Raw genomic sequence first — 19549 nt, 5'->3', positions numbered from 1 at the left:
CACGCCGGTCCCGGAGCCTTCTGCCAGCGGGCACGCGTAGAATCGTCGCATCCCGCCGCCTGAGTGGATGATCGATCCGGGGCGGCCCTTCCGGAGGAGTGCCATGACCGACACCGCACTGACGACCGAGCAGACCGCCCGCGAACACGGTGTGCTGCTGACCGACGCCGCCGCCGGCAAGGTCAAGAACCTGCTGGAGCAGGAGGGACGCGACGACCTGCGTCTGCGCGTGGCCGTACAGCCGGGCGGGTGCAGCGGCCTGATCTACCAGCTCTACTTCGACGAGCGCTACCTCGACGGCGACAAGACTGTCGACTTCGACGGCGTCGAGGTGATCGTCGACGACATGAGCGTTCCGTACCTCGACGGCGCCACGATCGACTTCAAGGACACCATCTCGGAGCAGGGCTTCACGATCGACAACCCCAACGCGGCCGGGTCGTGCGCGTGCGGCGACAGCTTCCACTGATCGCTAACGATCCGATACTTTTCCGGCGGGTCCGGTGCGCTCCGATTAGCGCCCGGGCCCGCCTTTTTCCGTCTCTGCGACACGATCAAACCTGAGCGGATGGCCTGAATCGCCTGGGCGGTTGCCCTAGACTGACGTGAGTCCTGTTCGTGATCGGAAAGGTGCACCGTGCCTTCGAAACGCCGTATCCGCTGGGCCGTTCTCCCACTCGGGATCGCAGCGGCTGCAGTCCTCGCCGGATGCACCCCGACCGAGCTGCACGGCTTCCTCCCTGGGTTCACCGAAGACGGCCAGCCGGCCACCAACCACGTCGACATGGTCGCGGGTCTCTGGGTGAACTCGTGGATCGTTCTGCTCGTCGTCGGCGTGATCACGTGGGGCCTGATGGGGTGGGCGGCGATCGCCTACCGGCGTCGCAAGGGCCAGATGGGTCTTCCCGTCCAGCTGCGCTACAACATGCCGATCGAGATCTTCTACACGATCGTCCCCCTCATCCTCGTGGTCGGCTTCTTCGCCTTCACCGCGCGCGACCAGGCGATCCTCGAGACGCAGTACGACGAGCCCGACGTGGCGATCACCGCGATCGGCAAGCAGTGGTCCTGGGACTTCCAGTACGACGGCGCCAGCGATGACGAGACCGTCTGGACCATGGGCGTCCAGGCGCAGACCGATGAGCGCGGCGACGTCATCAGCGAGCTGCCGACCCTCGTCCTGCCGGTCAACGAGTCGGTCAAGATCAAGCTGCAGTCGCGCGACGTCATCCACTCGTTCTGGATCATCGACTTCCTTTACAAGAAGGACATGTACATCGGCAAGGACAACTACTGGTCCTTCACTCCGACCCGCGAGGGCGAGTACGCCGGCAAATGCGCCGAACTCTGCGGCGAGTACCACTCGATGATGCTGTTCAACGTAAAGGTCGTCAGCGCAGCCGAGTACGAGGACTACCTCGCCACGCTGCGCGAGGCGGGCCAGACCGGCGACATCAACGACGCCTACGACCGTCTGCAGAACGCGCCCGGGACGGGCGCTCAGGGCGAGGGATCCGAAGAGGGAGACAACTGATCATGGCGACGACGCTTCCGCTCCAGGAGACGACGCAGGGTCGCCCCACCACCCTGCCGCCGCGTCAGGCCGCACTGCTCAGCGCATCGCGCGTCGAGCAGAAGGGCAACATCATCGTCAAGTGGATCACCTCCACCGACCACAAGACGATCGGGTACCTGTACCTCATCTCCTCCGTCATCTTCTTCCTCCTGGGTGGAGTGATGGCGCTGATCATCCGTGCCGAGCTCTTCGAGCCCGGGATGCAGATCATCCCGACCAAGGAGCAGTACAACCAGCTGTTCACGATGCACGGCACGATCATGCTGCTGATGTTCGCGACACCGCTGTTCGCGGGCTTCGCGAACGCGATCCTGCCGCTGCAGATCGGTGCCCCTGACGTCGCCTTCCCGCGTCTGAACGCCTTCGCCTTCTGGCTGTTCCTCTTCGGCTCGACCATCGCCGTCTCCGGCTTCCTCACCCCGCAGGGTGCCGCCGCGTTCGGCTGGTTCGCGTATCAGCCGCTTGCGAACGCGTCGTTCTCCCCTGGGGTGGGCGGCAACCTCTGGATGCTCGGGCTCGGCATGAGCGGTTTCGGCACCATCCTCGGTGCCGTGAACTTCATCACGACGATCATCACGATGCGCGCGCCTGGCATGACCATGTGGCGCATGCCGATCTTCTCGTGGAACACGCTGATCACCAGCATCCTCGTGCTGATGGCGTTCCCCGTGCTCGCCGCCGCCATCCTCGCCGCCGCCGCCGACCGCGTGCTCGGCGCCCACATCTACGACCCGGCCAACGGCGGTGTGCTCCTCTGGCAGCACCTGTTCTGGTTCTTCGGTCACCCCGAGGTGTACATCATCGCGCTGCCGTTCTTCGGCATCGTGTCGGAGATCTTCCCGGTCTTCAGCCGCAAGCCGATCTTCGGCTACAAGACGCTCGTCTACGCGACGATCGCGATCGCCGCCCTGTCGGTCGCGGTGTGGGCCCACCACATGTACGTCACGGGCGCTGTGCTGCTGCCGTTCTTCGCCCTGATGACGATGCTGATCGCGGTGCCGACGGGTGTGAAGATCTTCAACTGGATCGGCACGCTCTGGCGAGGCTCGGTGACCTTCGAGACCCCGATGGTCTTCGCCCTCGGCTTCCTGGTGTCGTTCGTGTTCGGTGGTCTCACCGGCGTGATCCTGGCATCGCCGCCGCTCGACTTCGCCCTGTCCGACTCGTACTTCGTCGTGGCGCACTTCCACTACGTCGTGTTCGGCACGGTCGTGTTCGCGATGTTCGCCGGCTTCTACTTCTGGTGGCCGAAGTGGACCGGGCGCATGCTCAACGAGCGCCTCGGCTACGTCCACTTCTGGATGCTGTTCATCGGCTTCCACATGACCTTCCTCATCCAGCACTGGCTGGGCGTCGACGGCATGGTCCGTCGCTACGCGGACTACTCCGAGGCTGACGGCTGGACCTGGCAGAACCAGGTGTCGACGATCGGCGCCATCATCCTCGGCGCCTCGATGATCCCGTTCCTGTTCAACGTCTGGATCACCTCGCGCAAGGCGCCGAAGGTCACCGTCAACGACCCGTGGGGCTACGGTGCATCGCTCGAGTGGGCGACCTCGTGCCCGCCCCCGCGTCACAACTTCACGTCGATCCCGCGCATCCGCAGCGAGCGGCCCGCGTTCGATCTGAACCACCCCGAGGCGGGTATTCCGGTCGGCGTCGGTCCCGCGAAGGACGCCCCCGAAGCCCCGGTCTCCGACCTTGCCGATGGAGAGGTGAAGTAAGGTGCGCACGAACACCGGACTCTGGTGGCTGCTGACCATCTTCTTCCTGGTGGTGGCGGTCGTCTACACCGCGTGGAACATCATCGCCCACCCGGACGTGCCGTGGTACAACGGCATCGAGTGGGTCGGCAGCGTGGCGCTGCTGTTCACCGCACTGATGGGCGCGCTGATCGCGTTCTACATCGGCAAGGTGCACAAGGCGCAGGGCGGCGAGCTGCCCGAGGACGTCCTCACGTCCGACATCGACGACGGTGACCCTGAGCTGGGCGAGTTCAGCCCGTGGTCGTGGTGGCCCATCGTCCTCGCATTCTCGGCGGCGCTCGGCATGATCGGCCTCGCGGTCGGCGCGTGGATGATGCCCATCGGCATCGCCGTCTTCGTCGTCGCGATCGTCGGCTGGGTCTACGAGTACTACCGCGGCTACTTCGCCCGCTGATCCGGCGCTGCCGGTCCGCATGGCATATCGCGTGATGCGCACGGGGACCCGTCTGTGACGGGGCCCCGTGCGTTTCTGCGTGCGGCGGCCTGCTCCGACATCGGCCCGCACCGCAAGACCAATCAGGACGCCGCATTCACGGCCTCCTGGGGCGCAGCGGTGGCGGACGGCGTCGGGGGAGGACCCGCGGGCGACCTCGCCTCGGCGGCGTTCATCCACCGACTGGCCGCGGGCCGGCTGGACGGCCTCGAGCCCGTCCAGCTCGCCGACGCCGTCCGTTCGGCCAACTGGGACCTCCGCGCGCATGTCGAGCGCGATCCGTCTCTGAGCGGCATGGCGACGACGTTCACCGGACTCTTCGCGGCCCGCGACGGCGGGCTTCTGCTGGCCCACACCGGAGACTCGCGGGCGTATCGCCTGCGAGGCGGCGAGCTCGCACAGGCGAGCAGGGACGATTCGCTCGTGCAGGCGCTGGTCGACCGCGGGATCGTATCGATCACGGATGCTGCGTCCCACCCTCGTCGCAACATCATCACCGCCTCGCTGAGCGGCGCCGAACGCGATGCCGCGACGGTGACCGCGCACGATGCGCAGACCGGTGACAGGTGGCTGCTGTGCAGCGACGGCCTCACCGACTACGTGCCCGATGACGAGATCCGCGATCTTCTTCTGGAGTTCCCGCACGCGGGAACGGCGGTCGAGGCGGGTGTGGCGGTGGCTCTGGAAGCCGGTTCCTCTGACAACGTCACCGTGGTGGTGTGCGACGTCGTCCTTGACGCCGGCGAGATCGGCGTCAAGTCCGCGCAGACGGCGTTCTACGGTGCGGCAGCCGAACGGTTCATGGAAGGGCTGGAGTCGGCCTGAGTCGGGCGGTCAGCCCGCGACGGGCGCGCGCACGACCATCACCTGCGCGTCGAACACGCGGGGGAGTGCTCCCTCGTCGTTCTCGGTCGGCTGTCCTTCGCGCACCCAGTACTCGTAGCCGCCGATCATCTCCTTGACGGGATAGCCGAGCTTGGCGAACTCGATGGCACCCTTCGCGCCCGCGTTGCAGCCGGGACTCCAGCAGTAGACGACGACGGGGGTCGAGCTGTCGATCTCGCGCGGTGCGCGATCGGCGATCTCGCGATACGGCATGTGGACCGCACCACGGATGCGTCCCTGCGCCCACGCCTCATCGCCGCGGACGTCGACGAGGACGAACTGCTCGCCGGCCTTCTGCGCGGCGTACACGTCGGAGGAGTCGGTCTCAAGGGCGAGTTTGGCGGAGAAGTGCGAAAGGGCGTCGGTCATGCATCCACGCTAGGTCAGCATCCGTGGCGGGACCGTCGAAAGCGCGGTCAGACGTCGTCTGATTCCTGCCGATCCGTGACGGGCGGGACACGTATCGCTGCACAGAACGACGGATGCCCCGGCACGATCGTGGAGATCGTGCCGGGGCATCCGTCTGCGAAGTGCGGCGACCCTACTGGTCGGACTCCTTCTCGCGGTTGCGCGGAGGCTTCGTGCCCGGCTCGGGCTCAGGAACGATGACGTTCGAGGGGCGCACGGGCACCTCGCCGTGCTTGCCGTCGTCGAGCGGCTTGTGCGGAGCGTCCGGAACGCCGGCGCGCTCGTGAGCCGCCTGGATCTCGAGGTCTTCCTCGGCCGCGATGTGGTCGAGGTCGTGGTGCTGGTGAGCCAGCGCCGCGTCGAGCTCGGCCTGCGTGACGGGGGTGAGGCGGTCCTCGAAGAACCAGCGCGAGATGGAGGCGCGGAGGTTCTCGTGCCACGGGATCTGACCCTTGGCGTTCGGACGTACGACCAGCGGCTCGTACGTGTCGAAGTCGGCCAGCTTGAAGCGCTCGTAGTCGTCGACGGGCTGGTGCACCTCGATGTACTCGCCACCGGGGAGGCGGACGATGCGACCCGACTCGTAGCCGTGCAGCGCGATCTCGCGGTCCTTCTTCTGCAGCGCGATGCAGATGCGCTTGGTGACGAAGTACGCGATCACCGGGCCCAGGATCAGCAGCGCCTGCAGCGTGTGGATCACGCCCTCCATCGTCAGCCAGAAGTGCGTGGCGATGATGTCGGAGGCTGCCGCGGCCCACAGCACCGCGTAGAACGTGACGCCTGCCGCGCCGATCGCGGTGCGCGTCGCCGAGTTGCGCGGACGCTGGGCGATGTGGTGCTCGCGCTTGTCGCCGGTGACCCACGCCTCGATGAAGGGGTAGATCAGGACGAGCACGATGAACAGGCCGAGCACGACGAGCGGCACGATGATGTTGAACGACCACGTGCGGTCGAGGAACACGATCTCCCAGCCCGGCGGAACCAGGCGCAGGGCGCCGTCCGCGAAGCCGATGTACCAGTCGGGCTGGGTGCCGGCGGAGACGGGGGACGGGTCGTAGGGGCCGTAGTTCCAGATCGGGTTGATCGTGAACAGCGAGGCGATGAGCACGATCACGCCGAACGTGATGAACAGGAAGCCGCCCATCTTCGACATGTAGACCGGCATCATCGGGTAGCCGACCACGACGCTGTTCGTGCGGCCGGCGCCGGCGAACTGCGTGTGCTTGTTGATCACCATGAGCATCAGGTGGAGCACCAGCAGGCCGACGAGGATCGCGGGCAGCAGCAGGATGTGCAGCGTGTAGAGGCGGCCGACGATCGCGTCGCCCGGGAACTGTCCGCCGAACAGCAGGAACGAGGTCCACGTTCCGATGATCGGGATGCCCTTGACCATGCCGTCGATGATGCGCAGGCCGTTGCCCGACAGCACGTCGTCGGGGAGCGAGTAGCCGGTGAAGCCCTCGCCCATCGCGAGGATGAACAGGATGAAGCCGATCACCCAGTTGAGCTCGCGCGGCTTGCGGAACGCGCCCGTGAAGAACACGCGCAGCATGTGCACGCCGATACCGGCGACGAACACCAGGGCGGCCCAGTGGTGCATCTGCCGGACGAGCAGACCGCCGCGCAGATCGAACGAGATCTCGAGGGTCGACGCCATGGCGGCCGACATCTCGATGCCGCGCATCGGCAGGTAGGCGCCGTTGTAGTGCGTCTCGACCATCGACGCCTGGAAGAAGAACGTCAGGAACGTGCCCGAGAGGAGCACGACGACGAACGCCCACAGGGCGATCTCGCCCAGCATGAACGACCAGTGGTCGGGGAAGATCTTGCGGCCGAGCTCCTTGACGAAGCCGGAGAGGCTCGTGCGCTCGTCGATGTAGTTCGCGGTGGCGCCGATGAAGCGGCCGCCCAGCGGACGGTCGCCGTTGCGTGAGACGGGAGCCACAGGAGCCGCAGGCTGCTCAGTGACGGTTGAGGTGCTCAATGACGCTCCCAGAAGCTCGGGCCGACGGGTTCGAGGAAGTCGCTGCGGGCTACGAGGTAGCCCTCGTCGTCGACGGTGATGGGCAGCTGCGGCAGCGGACGCGCCGCCGGGCCGAAGATGACCTTCGCGTGGTCGGTCACATCGAACTGCGACTGGTGGCACGGGCACAGCAGGTGGTGCGTCTGCTGCTCGTAGAGCGCGACCGGGCAGCCGACGTGGGTGCACACCTTCGAGTACGCGACGATGCCGTTGTACGACCACTCCTTGCGGTCCTCGGACTCGGTGAGCTGCTCGGGGAGCAGACGCACCAGGAGCACGAGTGCCTTGGCCTTCTCGTCGAGGTAGCCCTCGCTGTGCGAGACCTCGGCGAGGGCCTCGGGGATGACGTGCACCGCGGAGCCGAGGGTGAGGTCGGCCGCCTTGATGGGCTCGCCCGAGGGGTCGTGCGCCAGGCGCATGCCCTCCTTCCACATGGTGTGCTCGAGGAGGTACACGGGGTCGCCGGCATGCGGCTTCTCCGGCGAGTTGAACGGCGCGAGGCCGCGGAACAGCACGACGCCGGGCACGACCGATGCCACGAGTGCGGCGATCAGCGAGTTGCGCACCATCGCACGACGGCCGAAGCCGGACTCGGCGTCCGCGTCGGCGAAGGCCTTGATGGCGGCCTCACGCGTCGTGTCGCGGCCGCGCGTCGCGTGACGGGGCTCCACGAACTCCCTGTCGGACATGACGGCCTTCGACCAGTGGATCGCGCCCACGCCGATGGCCAGCAGCGCGAAGGCGATGCCGAGTCCGATGAAGAGGTTGTTGTTGCGGATGTCGACGATCCGCCCGCTCTCGATCGGGAAGAGCATGTAGGCGGCGATCGCCCAGATGCTGCCGGCGATCGACAGGTAGAAGAGCGTGTAGATGGCACGGACCGCGCGCTTCATCGAAGCGGGGTCCTTGTCGGTCATCCGCTCGCGGTGCGGGGGGAGGCCAGGGTTGTGCACCGGGTCGGTGACCGCCACAGCGAGCCCGGGGGAGGGCTTCCAGGAAGCCCTCTCGTGCTCTAGCGGGTCGTCCTCGTGGGCCATGCTGCTCCTCGTCAAGTCTTACGTGTGTCGTTCGTCGATCAGTTGGACTTCGCCGTGATCCACACGGTGATGGCGATCAGCGAGCCGATGCCGAAGATCCAGATGAAGAGGCCCTCCGAGACGGGGCCGAGCGAGCCGAGCGAGAATCCGCCCGCAGACTCGTTGTCCTGCAGGTAAAGCAGGTAGGTGATGATGTCGCGCTTCTCTTCGGTGGTCAGCGTCATGTCGTTGAACACCGGCATGTTCTGCGGACCCGTGACCATCGCCGCGTACATGTTCAGCGGAGTGGTGGTGTGCAGGTTGGGGGCGTACTTGCCCTCGGTGAGCGCACCACCGGCGCCGGCGACGTTGTGGCACATGGCGCAGTTGATGCGGAAGAGCTCGCCACCCTCGGATGCGCTGCCGTCGCCGTCGAGGACCTCGTCCTCGGGGTAGGTCGGACCGGGCGCGATCGACTGGATGTAGGCGCCGATCGCGGTGATCTGCTCCTCGGTGAACTGCGCCGGCTTCTGCGGAGCCTGCGGGCCCTGCATCTGCAGCGGCATGCGGCCGGTGCTCATCTGGAAGTGCACGGCGAGCTCGCCGACGCCGTAGAGCGACGGGCCGTCCTCGGTGCCCTGCACGTCCAGGCCGTGGCACGTGGCGCAGTTGGCCTGGAACAGCTTCTTGCCGTCTTCGACGGTGAGCGCGGAGTTCGTGACGGTCTCGGGCGTCGTGGCCGCCATCGCGGCGGATGCCCCGGCGTAGACGCCGCCCGTGATGAGCAGGCCGATGCCGATCAGTGCGGCTGCGGCCCAGGGGCTGCGGCGGCCTTTCGAGCGGCGCGTGGTCTGTCGTGCCATGTCGGGTTTCAGCTCCGCTCTCACTTGAGGAAGTAGATGACGAGGAAGAGGGCGATCCAGACGACGTCGACGAAGTGCCAGTAGTAGGACACGACGATCGAGGACGTCATCTCTTTGCGCCCGAAGTTCTTGACGGCGTACGCGCGCCCGATGACGAGGAGGAAGGCGATGAGGCCGCCCGTCACGTGCAGGGCGTGGAAGCCGGTGGTGAGGTAGAAGGCCGACGCGTAGGAGTTCGCGCTGATCGGCATGCCCTCGGCGACGAGCTGGGCGTACTCCCACACCTGGCCCGAGACGAAGATCGCGCCGAGCGCGAAGGTCAGCCAGAACCACTCGACCATGCCCCAGCCGAGCCAGCCGCGCTTCTTCGTCGAGTAGGGCTGGAAGCGCTCTGCGGCGAACACGCCCATCTGGCACGTGACCGAGGACAGCACGAGGATGATCGTGTTGACGGTCGCGTACGGGATGTTCAGCAGCTGCGTCTCCTGCGCCCACAGTTCGGGCGAGGTGTTGCGCAGGGTGAAGTAGATCGCGAAGAGGCCCGCGAAGAACATCACCTCGCTGCCGAGCCACACGATGGTTCCGACAGCGACCGGATCCGGCCGCTTGACGGACCGCATGGCCTGGGAGTAGGTCGCTGTGGAGGTCGTCACGCTCCCCATTATGGCCGATTCGAGGCGTCGATTTTCGCATCGGAGGGCATGTCTTCACCTCCTCCGGAACTTAGGGGAGCCTAAAAGGACCCTGCGACTTCGCCGTGAACCCGTGGTGAAGACGCAGAATCGCCGCGCCCGGGACGCCGTGTCACGAAACGGTTCCGATTCCCGAGCCCGGCTAGGCTTCTCGGTTATGGCGGAGCTGTACACCTGGCCGGGAATCCTCACCACGCTGCTCGAGCGGCGCGACCTCACCGTCTCGGAGTCGACGTGGGCGATGCGGCAGATCATGTCGGGCACCGCCACACCCTCTCAGCTGGCGGGTTTCCTCGTCGCGCTGCGCGCCAAGGGCGAGACGGTGGACGAGATCGTCGGCTTCCGCGACGCGATCCTCGAGGCCGCGCTCCCGCTGCCGGTCGACGCCGCCGTCCTCGACATCGTGGGCACCGGCGGCGACCGCTTCGGCACCGTCAACGTGTCGACGATGTCGGCGCTGGTGGCCGCAGCATCCGGGATCCCCGTCGTCAAGCACGGCAACAAGGCGGCCAGTTCCTCGTCGGGATCCTCCGACGTGCTGGGCGCGCTCGGCGTCGACCTCGCGCTGTCGCCGGACGCCGTGGCCGAGACGCTCTCCCGCACCGGCATCACGTTCGCTTTCGCGGGCGCCTTCCATCCCGGGTTCAAGAACGCGGCGGCGACGCGCAGCGAGCTCGGCGTCCCCACGGTCTTCAACTTCCTCGGGCCGCTGTGCAACCCGGCGCGCGCCGAGGCGAACGCGGTCGGCGTTGCCCACCTCGACCGGGTGCCGCTCATCACGGGCGTGTTCCGGACGCGAGGCGCGACGGCGCTGGTGTTCCGCGGCGACGACGGCCTGGACGAGCTCACGACGACCGGTCACAGCCGGCTGTGGGAGGTCAGTCGCGGCGACATCCACGAGCACGACCTGGACCCGCGCGACCTCGGCATCCCGCTCGCCGACATCGACGACCTGCTGGGCGGCGACCCTGCTCACAACGCCGGCGTGGTGCGGCGGGTGCTCGGCGGCGAGGAGGGCGCGGTGCGCGACATCGTGCTGCTGAACGCGGCCGCGGGCATGGTCGCCTACCGTCTGTTCCGCGACGCGGCACAGGTGCAGCGGCCGATCCTCGAGCGCCTCGCCGAGGCCCGTGACGACGCCGCCGCCGCGATCGACAGCGGCGCGGCGACGGCCACGTTGGACCGCTGGGTCGAGGCGACGCGCGCACTCGCCTCCTAGGCCTGGCTCCGCGTCGGGGTTTTCCCCGGCGCGCGCTCTTCCGTCCCGATGCGCGGCGCCGCTAGCGTGTGGCTCAACGACCCGCATCCGAGGAGGACGCATGAGCGAGGAAGAACCCCGCAGCACCACCGACGTGATCGAGCCCCCCGAGAAGAAGGTCGGCCTCGTGAAGGCCGTCGGCATCCTCGGGATCATCGGCGGTGTGCTGCTGATCCTGGTCGGCATCATCGCGTGGATCGGCGTGACGAATCAGCTCACGGCGGAGAACATCACCATCCCCGACGACGCTGCAGCCTTCCAGGGCCAGCAGGTCACCGGCCCCTTCACGGCCTACGTGCAGGCCGACATCATCAACACCCACGCCCTCGAGGCGTCCGGTGGCAAGACGTATGCGGAGCTCGACCAGGACGACCCGGTGCGGGCCACCGTGATGCAGGCGTCGTTCCTGCGCGCCTCGCTGTTCACCTCGGTCGTCGCCTACGGCGTCGCGCTGTTCGCCGCAGGCATGGGCGTGCTCGCGATCCTGTTCGGCTGGGCCATCCACCGGCTGGCGAGCGTGCCGGTGGTGATCCGGCGCTCCAACGTCGCCTGATCCGTCGCCCGTCGCACGTGAACCCCCACGACGCGCTCACCGAGATCGCCACGCTCCTCGAGCGTGAGCGCTCGTCCCGGTACAAGTCGAAGGCGTTCCGTGCGGCGGCCGACGCGATCGAGGGCCTGAGCGACGCGGAACTGCGGGACACCGCCGCCCTGCGCCGCCGCAAGGGGATCGGCGACTCCACGTTCGCCGTGATCCAGCAGGCGCTGGCGGGCGACGTGCCGGGATACCTCGTGGACCTGCGCGAACGCGCGGGGGTGCAGCGCACGTCCTCCCTGCGGCCGCTGCTGCGGGGCGACCTGCACTCGCACAGCGACTGGTCCGACGGCCTCACCTCCATCGATCTCATGGTCGACGCGGCGAGAGCACTCGGCCACGAGTACCTCGCCCTCACGGATCATTCGCCGCGGCTGCGCGTCGCGAACGGGCTGTCGCCCGAGCGCCTGCGCTCCCAGCTCGAGGTCGTCGCGGGCATGAGCGGAGACGGGTTCACCCTGCTGTCGGGCATCGAGGTCGACATCCTCGAGGACGGCGCCCTCGATCAGGAACCCGACATCCTCGCCGAGCTCGACGTCGTGGTCGCGTCCGCCCACTCCAAGCTGCGCATGGAGCGTGGTCCGATGACACGGCGTCTGGTCGCGGCGGTGTCGAGTCCACACATCGACGTCCTCGGGCACATCACCGGCCGCCTCGTCGAAGGATCCCGCGGAACGCGGCCGCCCTCGACCTTCGACGCGCGGGCCGTGTTCGAGGCCTGCGAGGCCCACGGCGTCGCGGTCGAGATCAACTCCCGTCCGGAGCGTCAGGACCCTCCCGACGACCTCATGGCGCTGGCGCTGGAGATCGGATGCCTCTTCTCGATCGATTCGGACGCCCATGCGCCCGGCCAGCTCTCGCTGCTGGACTACGGCGCCGAGCGTGCCGAGCGCATGGGCGTTCCACCCGAGCGCATCGTCACGACGTGGTCGCTGGACAAGCTGCGCGAGTGGACCGGGCGCGACCGCGGCGCCTGACCCCGCCGTGGCGGGCCGGCGCCGCAGCCGGGGATCACAGGGCCGCGTTGGCCCGAGGCACCTCGAGGCGCGCGCGGTACTCGGTGTCGTCGATGTCGCCCTTCGCGAAGCGCTCCGCGAGCGTGGCCTCGCCCTGGCGGAACCGGATCAGACGGTGTCGAGGGCGTCGACGATGCGGTTCATCGACGCGCCCAGCGCCCACTGCTCGGCGAGGGACGCCGCAACTGTCTTCCCCTGCTCGGTGAGCGGTCGCAGGCGCGGGTCGGGCACGTCCAGCGGGAGGTCGCGCACGACGGCCACGACCTGCGGCGCGACGGCGAGATAGGGGAGGCCTGCGAGCACCTTGGAGCGCACGCCCGCGGACATGCCCTCACCGAGCTCGGCCGCGGCGACGATTCCGGCGAGATCGCCGTGGGTCGCGAGAAGGCCGGCCGCGGTCTTCTCGCCGATGCCGGCGACGCCGGGGAGACCGTCGGACGAGTCGCCGCGGAGCGTGGCGAAGTCGGCGTACTGCGAAGGGAGGACGCCGTACTTGGCGACCACGGACGCATCGGTGAGCACCTCGAGGTTGCTCATGCCCCGCGCGGTGTAGACGACGCGGACATCGCGCTCGTCGTCGACGAGCTGGAAGAGGTCGCGGTCGCCGGTGACGATGTCGACCGGCATGGTCGCGGTGGAGGCGAGGGTGCCGATGACGTCGTCGGCTTCGTGGGCGCTGGCGCCGACGATGCGGATCCCGAGGGTGTCGAGCGCCTCGCGGATGACGGGAACCTGCACCTCGAGGGGATCGGGCACCTCCTCGAGGTCGGGTCCGCCCGCGACGACCTCGGCGACGCGATGCGTCTTGTAGGTCGGGATGAGGTCGACGCGCCACTGCGGTCGCCAGTCGTCGTCCCAGCACGCGACGAGGTGAGTGGGGCGGTACGTCGTGACGAGCCGCGTGATGATGTCGAGGAACCCTCGGACGGCGTTGACGGGGGTGCCGTCCGGAGCGCGCACGGTGTCGGGCACCCCGTAGAACGCGCGGAAGTACAGGGACGCGGAGTCGAGCAGCATGAGACGGTCGGTCACGCGTTCATCCTGGCATGCACCGCCGACGCCCGTGGGTGCACGGAATCGGACCGAACGGGCGACACGCCGCGTGCTCGGTCCGGCAGACGGCGTGTCGCGAACGATCTCCGATTCTGTGCCGCGCGCCGCCCCCGGCCACCCTCCGTTCACCTGCCGGACCGGTCGCCGTCGCACGGCAGGACCCATCGCGTTCACATCCGGCGCCCACCGTGGGGAGACAGCGCTGAGCCCGATCGTGAGGGCCGGCCGGGAGGAGGCGCCGCATGGGTCGCGAGGAAGTGCTGGCGTGGGTCGAATCGCCGCTGCAGCTCGTCGGCGCCGCGGAGTGGGCGGCTGCCCACCGCACGACGGTTCCCGTCGCCGGACGCCTGACGCCGCAGATCTCGGCCACCGCCGACGAGCTGCTCTCGCGCGGCGCGCGCTTCGGCGAGCTCGAGCCCTACCTCGGCATCCCGTGGAGCCTGCTCGCCCGCCATGACCACTGGCTCGTCGGCGACGGCTTCTCGGGCCAGTTCCGGCTCGCCGCCTCCGTACTGCGCCCGCACCGCATCACCTTCCTCGATGACGGCGCCCACGCGATCGCCTACGCCGACACGCTGCTCGGTCGCCGTCCGTACGCCCGCCCGAACATCGCGGAGCGCGGACTCACCACGGTCGCCGCCCCGTTCGCGGCCGAGCTCGTCCACCGCCGCGCCGGCGCGCGCCGCGCGGGGATGTTCACCGCGTTCGACCTCGGCGCAGAGCGCGTCGACGCACTCGCGGACCACGGGTTCGGCATCCGCCGCCACGACTTCTCGTGGACGCGCCGGAGCGCGCCGGCGGCGCCCGAACTCGGCCGTCGGGTCGTGCTCGGAAGCGCGCTGCCGGTGGACGGACGGATGCTGCTGCTCGACTATGTGCGGTGGGTGCGGGATGCCGCGGCCGGAGGCGCGGTGTACCTCCCTCACCGTCGCGAGACGCCCGAGCAGCTGGACGCCGTCTCGACCGTGACGGGGCTGCGGGTCCACCAGAGCGGACTGCCCGTCGAGCTCGTGCTCGCCGGCGCCCGTGGCGCGCTCGACGTGCACACGCTGCCATCGAGCACCACGACGACGCTCCCGCTGGTTCTCGCGGGCACAGGAGCGACGGTGCATACCGGACGCGCCCGGCGCTCGGCCCGGACGGCGGCGGCATGAGCGAGGCCGTCGCCATCATCCCCGCGCGCGGGGGCTCGAAGGGCGTCCCCCGCAAGAACCTGCAGCGTGTGGGCGGCGTGCCGCTGGTCGCACGCGCGGTCGACGCGGCCCGGCGCTGCCCGGCGATCGACCGGGTCGTCGTGACGACCGACGACGCCGACATCGCGGCCGTCGCGGCCGAGTGGGGTGCGGAGGTCGTCGAGCGGCCGGCCGACCTGTCCGGCGACCTCGCGAGCAGCGAGAGCGCGCTCGTCCATGCTCTCGAGACCCTGGAGGCCCGCAAGGTCGACGTCGGAGTCCTCGCGTTCCTGCAGGCGACCTCGCCGTTCATCGACGTCGACGCTCTCACCTCGGCCGTGCAGCTCGTGCGCTCGCGCCGCCGCGACAGCGTCTTCTCGGCCGTCGAGACGTACGGCTTCCTCTGGGAGAAGGGCGTCGGCAGCGCGGCCGAGCCGATAGGCCACGAGATCGACGTGCGCCCGCGTCGCCAGGACCGCGAACCGCACTACCTCGAGACCGGCGGCTTCTACGTCATGCGGGCAGCGGGCTTCCGCGCGGCGAACCACCGCTTCTTCGGCAGCGTCGGCATCGCCGAGGTCGCGCCGCGGACCGCCATCGAGATCGACACCCTCGACGAGCTGGAACTCGCCCGCACGCTCGCGCCTCTGGTCGACCGCGACGCGTTCGGCGCCCGCGCGGGTGCGATCCCCGTCGACGCCGTCGTGACCGACTTCGACGGCGTACACACCGACGACACCGTGCACATCGACCAGAACGGCGTCGAATCCGTCACCGTGAGCCGGTCCGACGGCATGGGGGTCGGGATGCTGCGAGCCGCCGGCATCCCGTTCCTCATCCTCTCGACCGAATCGAACCCGGTCGTGGCCGCACGCGCCCGCAAGCTCGGTGTGGATGTGCGACAGGCCGCGGCCGACAAGGCGGCGGTCTTGCGCGAGTGGGCCGACCAGCAGGGCATCCCGCTGTCGCGGATCGCCTACCTCGGCAACGACATCAACGATCTGGGGTGCCTCGAACTCGTCGGCTGGCCCATCGCGGTCCCCGACGCACACCCCCTCGTCCTCTCCACCGCGCGCGTCGTGCTCGACCGCCCCGGCGGCACCGGCGCCGTGCGCGACCTCGCCGAGCGCGTGCTCACCGGCAGGTCGGCGACGGCCGTCGCCGACGCGCTCCGGCCGGCCGTCGCCTCGGCGCGAGCCTCAGCATCCGATCACCCCACAGCACCTCAGGAGGCCTCCTCATGACCGTCACCATCGGATCCCGCGTCGTCGGGGGCGGACGCCCCGCGTACGTCATCGCCGAGATCGGACTGAACCACAACGGCGACGTCGACCTCGCGAAGCGTCTCATCGACGTGGCGGCCGACGCCGGCGCGGACGCGGTCAAGTTCCAGAAGCGCACGCCCGAGATCGCCACGCCCGAGCACATGCGCGACATGCCGCGCGACACGCCCTGGGGTCGCATGACGTACCTCGACTACCGCCGCCGCGTCGAGTTCGACCGCGACCAGTACATCGAGATCTCGGACCACGCGCTGCTGCGCGGCCTCGAGTGGTTCGCGTCGCCGTGGGACGTGCCGAGCGTCGCCTTCCTCGAAGACCTGGGCGTCGTCGCGCACAAGGTCGCGTCCGCGTCGCTCACCGATGTCGAGCTGCTCGAGGCGCTGCGCGACACCGGCAAGCCGATCATCCTGTCGACCGGCATGTCGACGATCGAGCAGATCGACGCGGCGATCGACATCCTCGGCACCGACCGCCTCGTGCTCCTGCATGCCACCTCGACGTACCCGATGGACCCGGAGGAGGCCAACCTCCGCATGATCCCCGCGCTGCGCGAGCGGTTCCCCGGCGTGCCGGTCGGCTACTCCGGCCACGAGCGCGGCCTGCAGATCTCGCTCGCGGCCGTCGCGCTCGGCGCCGTCGCGGTGGAGCGGCACATCACGCTCGACCGCACCATGTGGGGCTCCGACCACGCCGCCTCGCTCGAGCCCGCAGGCCTGCAGCATCTGGTGCGCGACATCCGCGTCATCGAGGCGGCGCTCGGCGACGGTGTGAAGCGCGTGTACCCCGGCGAGCTCGCGCCCATGGCGAAGCTGCGTCGCGTCCCCGCGTGAGTCCAGGCACGTCAGACGGCGGGCGGCCGCGCGTCGTCGCGATCGCCGACACCGACTCCTACGTGAAGTGGGCGGCGGCCCTCCTCGGCGGAGTCGACGAGCGATGGGATGCCTCGCTCCTGGTGCTCGAGACGCCGCTCGTCGTCAGCGACGCTCAGCTCGCCTCCGCCCTCAGCGGGAGCGGGCTGGGGGAGGACCGTGTCGAGCGGATCGCGTACGCCCGCCTGGCTGCCCGGCTCGCCGAGCTGCGGGCGGATGCCGTCGTGCTCGGCGCGCGCGGCCCGCTCGTGCGCGTGCTGGCGCGCGATCTCGCGGCCCTCGAGCCGCGGCCGGTCGTGGTCACGGGGCTTCCGGGCATCTCGATCCCCGCGACGCGCAAGGCCGTCGTGTACCGGCTGCAGTCCGACCTGTTCGTCGTGCACTCGCGCCGAGAGGTGCGGGAGTTCGGCGCGCTGTCGGCCCGCACCGGGTACGCGCACCGCTACGCGCTCGCGACGCTGCCGTTCGCGCGCGGTGCCGTGACCGCCGGCGGCGGCGCCCGCCCGGCTGCCGAGGGCACCGACCTCGTGTTCGCCACCCAGGCGAAGGTCCCCGCCGAGCGGGAGGACCGGCTGCGCGTCGCGCGCATGCTCGTACGGGCGGCAGAGGCGGATCCGTCACGGCGCGTCGTGGTGAAGCTCCGAGCCGCGTCGGGTGAGCACCAGACGCACGCCGAACTCGACGGCTACCCCGAGCTGCTCGCCTCGCTCGGGCCGCTGCCGGCGAACCTCGTCACCTCGACGGGGTCGATGGGATCAGCTCTCGCGACAGCCGAGGGGCTTGTCACCGTGAGCTCCACGGCGGCGATCGAGGCGATCGCGCGCGGCATCCCGGTCATCGCACTCGACACGTTCGGCGTCTCACCGCGCCTCATCAACGAGACGCTCGCCGACGCCGACCTGCTCGCGGGCGAGGAGGACGTCGTGGCACGGCGGTTCCGGCATCCGGATCCCGAGTGGCTCGACGAGAACTACTTCCACGCCCCCGAGGCCGACGACTGGACCGCCCACGTCGACGCGCTGCTCGCGCAGCGGGCGGCGCGGCGGCTTCCGGTGCGTGCGTCGGTGGTGCGCCGGGGCGGGGCGCTGCGCGACGCGTGGGAGCGCAAGGTCGCCCTCGGCCGCAGCGACACGTCCGCCTCGGGTGCCGTGGCCTACGCCGTCGGCGTGCCGCTGCGCGGGGTGGTGCGGCTGGCGAAGCGCGTACGCCGCTCGGTCGTCGGGGCGGTTCAGCAGCCGGGGCCGGTCGGATCCTCGACGCAGGTGCGGTCCACGAGCGCGGTGCGCACCTCGACGACGCGCACGCCGTAGCCGGTGGCCTCGGCCCGGACCACACCGGGAACCGTCCGCCACGTGCCGCTTCCGAAATCGACGGATGCCTCGTACTCGACCGTCACCGTCACCGGATACGTTCCGCGGGCCCGGTACGCGTGGCTGGTCGCGGTCGGCGTGAACTGCCCCTGCCCGAGCGCCGTCCACGACGCGCCGCCCGTGCTCGCGCGCGTGGTCGTGCCGTCGCCGTTGTCGAACACATAGGCGACCGGGACGAAGCGCACGGTCACGTCCCAGCCCAGCACCGTGCCCGGGATGCGCTGCTCGGACGCCGAAGCCAGCAGGTTCGTCGGCATGCCGACCACGCCGAAGCCTGCCGGCTCTCCGCCGAGCGTCGGCTGCGCGGGCCGGAAGGAGGCGAGATCAGCGAGGGTCACATCCGGCGGGCCGGCGACGACGTAGTTCTCGCACCGGTTGAGCGGGCCGCAGTCCGGGGAAGACGTCGGAGTTGGAGTGTTCGGTCGCGAGCCGACAGGCTGGGGGCGATCTCTGATCGATGACCCTGGGCTGCTGGATCCGGCCGACACATCCACGGCGGACTTGTCCTCGGTGACATATGCGGATTGCCAGCCTCCGGCGCCGCCGGACGGTGGCGGCGGGTCGGAGAGCGAGGGGACCACCGCCAGTAATGCGGCGAGCGCAGCGACGCTCAGTTGCATCGCGGGCCGTCCTCGCGGGCGGCGATGTCTGAAATGAGGAAGCCAACCGGAGCACTCGAGTCCGCACTGAGCGTTATGGTCGTCCTCTGCACGTCGGGACGGCCTGAGTCGACGATCGAGCGACCCTCCGCGTCGAGTAGGTCAACCGTTGCGACGTCGACGCAGGCGGCGAGCGTCACCTCCTCAGACCCGCTTGCGGCATCGATAGGCTCTAGCAACGTGATCACTGAGGAGCCTCTGAGAGTGACTCCGTCTGCATGAAAGCCCGAGAGGGTCTTCCGGTCTGAGGCATTAGCTTCCCCAGTCGTCCAGCCGTACACGGCCTCGAACGTCTCCGGGTCGCTCAGGTCCACCTGGTTCAGCGCGTCCACGTAAGCCCGGTACGTCTCCTCAGCCGCCGCGAACGCCTCTTCGTCGCTCGAGAACGCCGTCGTCGGGGTGGGCTCCGCAGGCTCAGGCTGGGTGCACCCCGCGAGCCCGAGGACGAGCATCCCGCTGAGCACCGCCGCCGTCACCCGAGTCCTCACGCCCCCACGGTAGCCGCCGGCGTCGGCGCTCCGGCCGAGTTATCCACAGTGCATGCGAAGAAGCCGGCGATCGCGTCCGGGGGGTGTCGCGGATCGCCGGCTCCGGGCGGGTCGGTGAGACCGC

20 protein-coding genes are annotated in these 19549 nt (G+C 69.3%); 12 read left to right on the top strand and 8 right to left on the bottom strand.

Going from position 1 to position 19549, the window contains the following annotated elements:
* Window positions 1-103 precede the first annotated feature (103 nt).
* The 5 genes from erpA (at window position 104) to Q9R33_RS15100 (ending at window position 4600) form a co-directional block, all read left to right on the top strand.
* Window positions 104-469 (top strand): iron-sulfur cluster insertion protein ErpA, encoded by a 366-nt coding sequence (gene erpA / locus Q9R33_RS15120; protein ID WP_045298933.1) that lies wholly within the window; start codon window positions 104-106, stop codon window positions 467-469.
* 168 nt (window positions 470-637) lie between these two features.
* Window positions 638-1534, top strand: a complete 897-nt coding sequence (gene coxB, locus Q9R33_RS15115; protein WP_056367116.1) for a cytochrome c oxidase subunit II — start codon at window positions 638-640, stop codon at window positions 1532-1534.
* A 2-nt stretch (window positions 1535-1536) separates the two neighbouring features.
* Entirely contained in the window at window positions 1537-3300 is a 1764-nt protein-coding gene (gene ctaD, locus Q9R33_RS15110; protein WP_045298929.1) for a cytochrome c oxidase subunit I, read from the top strand.
* A 1-nt stretch (window position 3301) separates the two neighbouring features.
* The gene (locus Q9R33_RS15105; RefSeq protein ID WP_056367117.1) at window positions 3302-3736 is read left to right on the top strand and encodes a cytochrome c oxidase subunit 4; all 435 of its coding nucleotides are present in this window, start codon (window positions 3302-3304) and stop codon (window positions 3734-3736) included.
* Between the two features lie 54 nt (window positions 3737-3790).
* Complete coding sequence (locus Q9R33_RS15100) at window positions 3791-4600, top strand: protein phosphatase 2C domain-containing protein (protein ID WP_311294265.1); 810 nt, start codon at window positions 3791-3793, stop codon at window positions 4598-4600.
* A 9-nt stretch (window positions 4601-4609) separates the two neighbouring features.
* Here Q9R33_RS15100 and Q9R33_RS15095 read toward each other — a convergent pair whose 3' ends face one another.
* From Q9R33_RS15095 to Q9R33_RS15075, 5 genes are all read right to left on the bottom strand, one after another.
* Window positions 4610-5029, bottom strand: a complete 420-nt coding sequence (locus Q9R33_RS15095; protein WP_311294264.1) for a rhodanese-like domain-containing protein — start codon at window positions 5027-5029, stop codon at window positions 4610-4612.
* A 172-nt stretch (window positions 5030-5201) separates the two neighbouring features.
* Window positions 5202-7013 carry a cytochrome bc complex cytochrome b subunit gene (locus Q9R33_RS15090; protein WP_310249642.1) on the bottom strand — a complete coding sequence of 604 codons (1812 nt, stop codon included), beginning with the start codon at window positions 7011-7013 and terminating at the stop codon, window positions 5202-5204.
* A 35-nt stretch (window positions 7014-7048) separates the two neighbouring features.
* Entirely contained in the window at window positions 7049-8128 is a 1080-nt protein-coding gene (locus Q9R33_RS15085; RefSeq protein ID WP_056367120.1) for a ubiquinol-cytochrome c reductase iron-sulfur subunit, read from the bottom strand.
* A 38-nt stretch (window positions 8129-8166) separates the two neighbouring features.
* Complete coding sequence (locus Q9R33_RS15080) at window positions 8167-8970, bottom strand: cytochrome c (protein ID WP_310249645.1); 804 nt, start codon at window positions 8968-8970, stop codon at window positions 8167-8169.
* Between the two features lie 20 nt (window positions 8971-8990).
* Window positions 8991-9632, bottom strand: coding sequence for a heme-copper oxidase subunit III (locus tag Q9R33_RS15075; protein WP_056367122.1), 642 nt, complete (start codon window positions 9630-9632; stop codon window positions 8991-8993).
* Between the two features lie 187 nt (window positions 9633-9819).
* Here Q9R33_RS15075 and trpD point away from each other — a divergent pair, with 187 nt between their 5' ends.
* The 3 genes from trpD to Q9R33_RS15060 all read left to right on the top strand — a co-directional run bounded on the left by trpD (window position 9820) and on the right by Q9R33_RS15060 (window position 12492).
* Entirely contained in the window at window positions 9820-10881 is a 1062-nt protein-coding gene (trpD, locus tag Q9R33_RS15070; RefSeq protein WP_311294263.1) for an anthranilate phosphoribosyltransferase, read from the top strand.
* Window positions 10882-10981: 100 nt separating this feature from the next.
* Window positions 10982-11473 (top strand): hypothetical protein, encoded by a 492-nt coding sequence (locus Q9R33_RS15065; protein WP_056367124.1) that lies wholly within the window; start codon window positions 10982-10984, stop codon window positions 11471-11473.
* 17 nt (window positions 11474-11490) lie between these two features.
* A complete protein-coding gene (locus tag Q9R33_RS15060) occupies window positions 11491-12492 on the top strand; it encodes a PHP domain-containing protein (RefSeq protein ID WP_311294262.1) in 1002 nt (333 codons plus the stop codon).
* Between the two features lie 147 nt (window positions 12493-12639).
* On the opposite strand, the gene Q9R33_RS15055 is transcribed toward Q9R33_RS15060, so the two are convergent.
* Window positions 12640-13563 (bottom strand): 5'-3' exonuclease, encoded by a 924-nt coding sequence (locus Q9R33_RS15055; protein ID WP_311294261.1) that lies wholly within the window; start codon window positions 13561-13563, stop codon window positions 12640-12642.
* Between the two features lie 263 nt (window positions 13564-13826).
* On the opposite strand from Q9R33_RS15055, the gene Q9R33_RS15050 reads away from it, so the two are divergent.
* Genes Q9R33_RS15050 through Q9R33_RS15035 form a run of 4 tightly spaced genes read left to right on the top strand, consistent with a single transcriptional unit; the run spans window position 13827 to window position 18218 of the window.
* Window positions 13827-14738, top strand: a complete 912-nt coding sequence (locus tag Q9R33_RS15050; protein ID WP_056367127.1) for a hypothetical protein — start codon at window positions 13827-13829, stop codon at window positions 14736-14738.
* Entirely contained in the window at window positions 14735-16000 is a 1266-nt protein-coding gene (locus tag Q9R33_RS15045) for an acylneuraminate cytidylyltransferase (protein WP_311294260.1), read from the top strand. Before Q9R33_RS15050 ends, Q9R33_RS15045 begins: the two co-directional genes overlap by 4 nt.
* The gene (locus Q9R33_RS15040; protein ID WP_056367129.1) at window positions 15997-16869 is read left to right on the top strand and encodes an N-acetylneuraminate synthase family protein; all 873 of its coding nucleotides are present in this window, start codon (window positions 15997-15999) and stop codon (window positions 16867-16869) included. Before Q9R33_RS15045 ends, Q9R33_RS15040 begins: the two co-directional genes overlap by 4 nt.
* The gene (locus Q9R33_RS15035; RefSeq protein WP_311294259.1) at window positions 16866-18218 is read left to right on the top strand and encodes a DUF6716 putative glycosyltransferase; all 1353 of its coding nucleotides are present in this window, start codon (window positions 16866-16868) and stop codon (window positions 18216-18218) included. Before Q9R33_RS15040 ends, Q9R33_RS15035 begins: the two co-directional genes overlap by 4 nt.
* Here Q9R33_RS15035 and Q9R33_RS15030 read toward each other — a convergent pair.
* Window positions 18137-18616, bottom strand: a complete 480-nt coding sequence (locus Q9R33_RS15030) for a hypothetical protein (RefSeq protein ID WP_311294258.1) — start codon at window positions 18614-18616, stop codon at window positions 18137-18139. The genes Q9R33_RS15035 and Q9R33_RS15030 overlap by 82 nt on opposite strands.
* Window positions 18617-18888: 272 nt before the next feature.
* On the bottom strand, window positions 18889-19425 hold the full coding sequence (locus Q9R33_RS15025) for a hypothetical protein (protein ID WP_311294257.1): 537 nt from the start codon (window positions 19423-19425) through the stop codon (window positions 18889-18891).
* Window positions 19426-19549 lie beyond the last annotated feature (124 nt).

Origin of the sequence: Microbacterium sp. PRC9 (assembly GCF_031844125.1) — a bacterium.
Taxonomy (GTDB): Bacteria; Actinomycetota; Actinomycetes; order Actinomycetales; family Microbacteriaceae; genus Microbacterium.
This window is presented reverse-complemented; position numbering and strand designations above follow the sequence as displayed.

Excerpts from the sequence above, each read along its gene's own strand:
- Q9R33_RS15045 (WP_311294260.1), top strand. The coding sequence starts at position 14,735 with ATGAGCGAGGCCGTCGCCATCATCCCCGCGCGCGGGGGCTCGAAGGGC.
- Q9R33_RS15080 (WP_310249645.1), bottom strand. The coding sequence starts at position 8,970 with ATGGCACGACAGACCACGCGCCGCTCGAAAGGCCGCCGCAGCCCCTGG.
- trpD (WP_311294263.1), top strand. The coding sequence starts at position 9,820 with ATGGCGGAGCTGTACACCTGGCCGGGAATCCTCACCACGCTGCTCGAG.
- Q9R33_RS15075 (WP_056367122.1), bottom strand. The coding sequence starts at position 9,632 with ATGGGGAGCGTGACGACCTCCACAGCGACCTACTCCCAGGCCATGCGG.
- ctaD (WP_045298929.1), top strand. The coding sequence starts at position 1,537 with ATGGCGACGACGCTTCCGCTCCAGGAGACGACGCAGGGTCGCCCCACC.
- erpA (WP_045298933.1), top strand. The coding sequence starts at position 104 with ATGACCGACACCGCACTGACGACCGAGCAGACCGCCCGCGAACACGGT.
- Q9R33_RS15095 (WP_311294264.1), bottom strand. The coding sequence starts at position 5,029 with ATGACCGACGCCCTTTCGCACTTCTCCGCCAAACTCGCCCTTGAGACC.
- Q9R33_RS15050 (WP_056367127.1), top strand. The coding sequence starts at position 13,827 with ATGGGTCGCGAGGAAGTGCTGGCGTGGGTCGAATCGCCGCTGCAGCTC.
- Q9R33_RS15085 (WP_056367120.1), bottom strand. The coding sequence starts at position 8,128 with ATGGCCCACGAGGACGACCCGCTAGAGCACGAGAGGGCTTCCTGGAAG.
- Q9R33_RS15065 (WP_056367124.1), top strand. The coding sequence starts at position 10,982 with ATGAGCGAGGAAGAACCCCGCAGCACCACCGACGTGATCGAGCCCCCC.
- Q9R33_RS15040 (WP_056367129.1), top strand. The coding sequence starts at position 15,997 with ATGACCGTCACCATCGGATCCCGCGTCGTCGGGGGCGGACGCCCCGCG.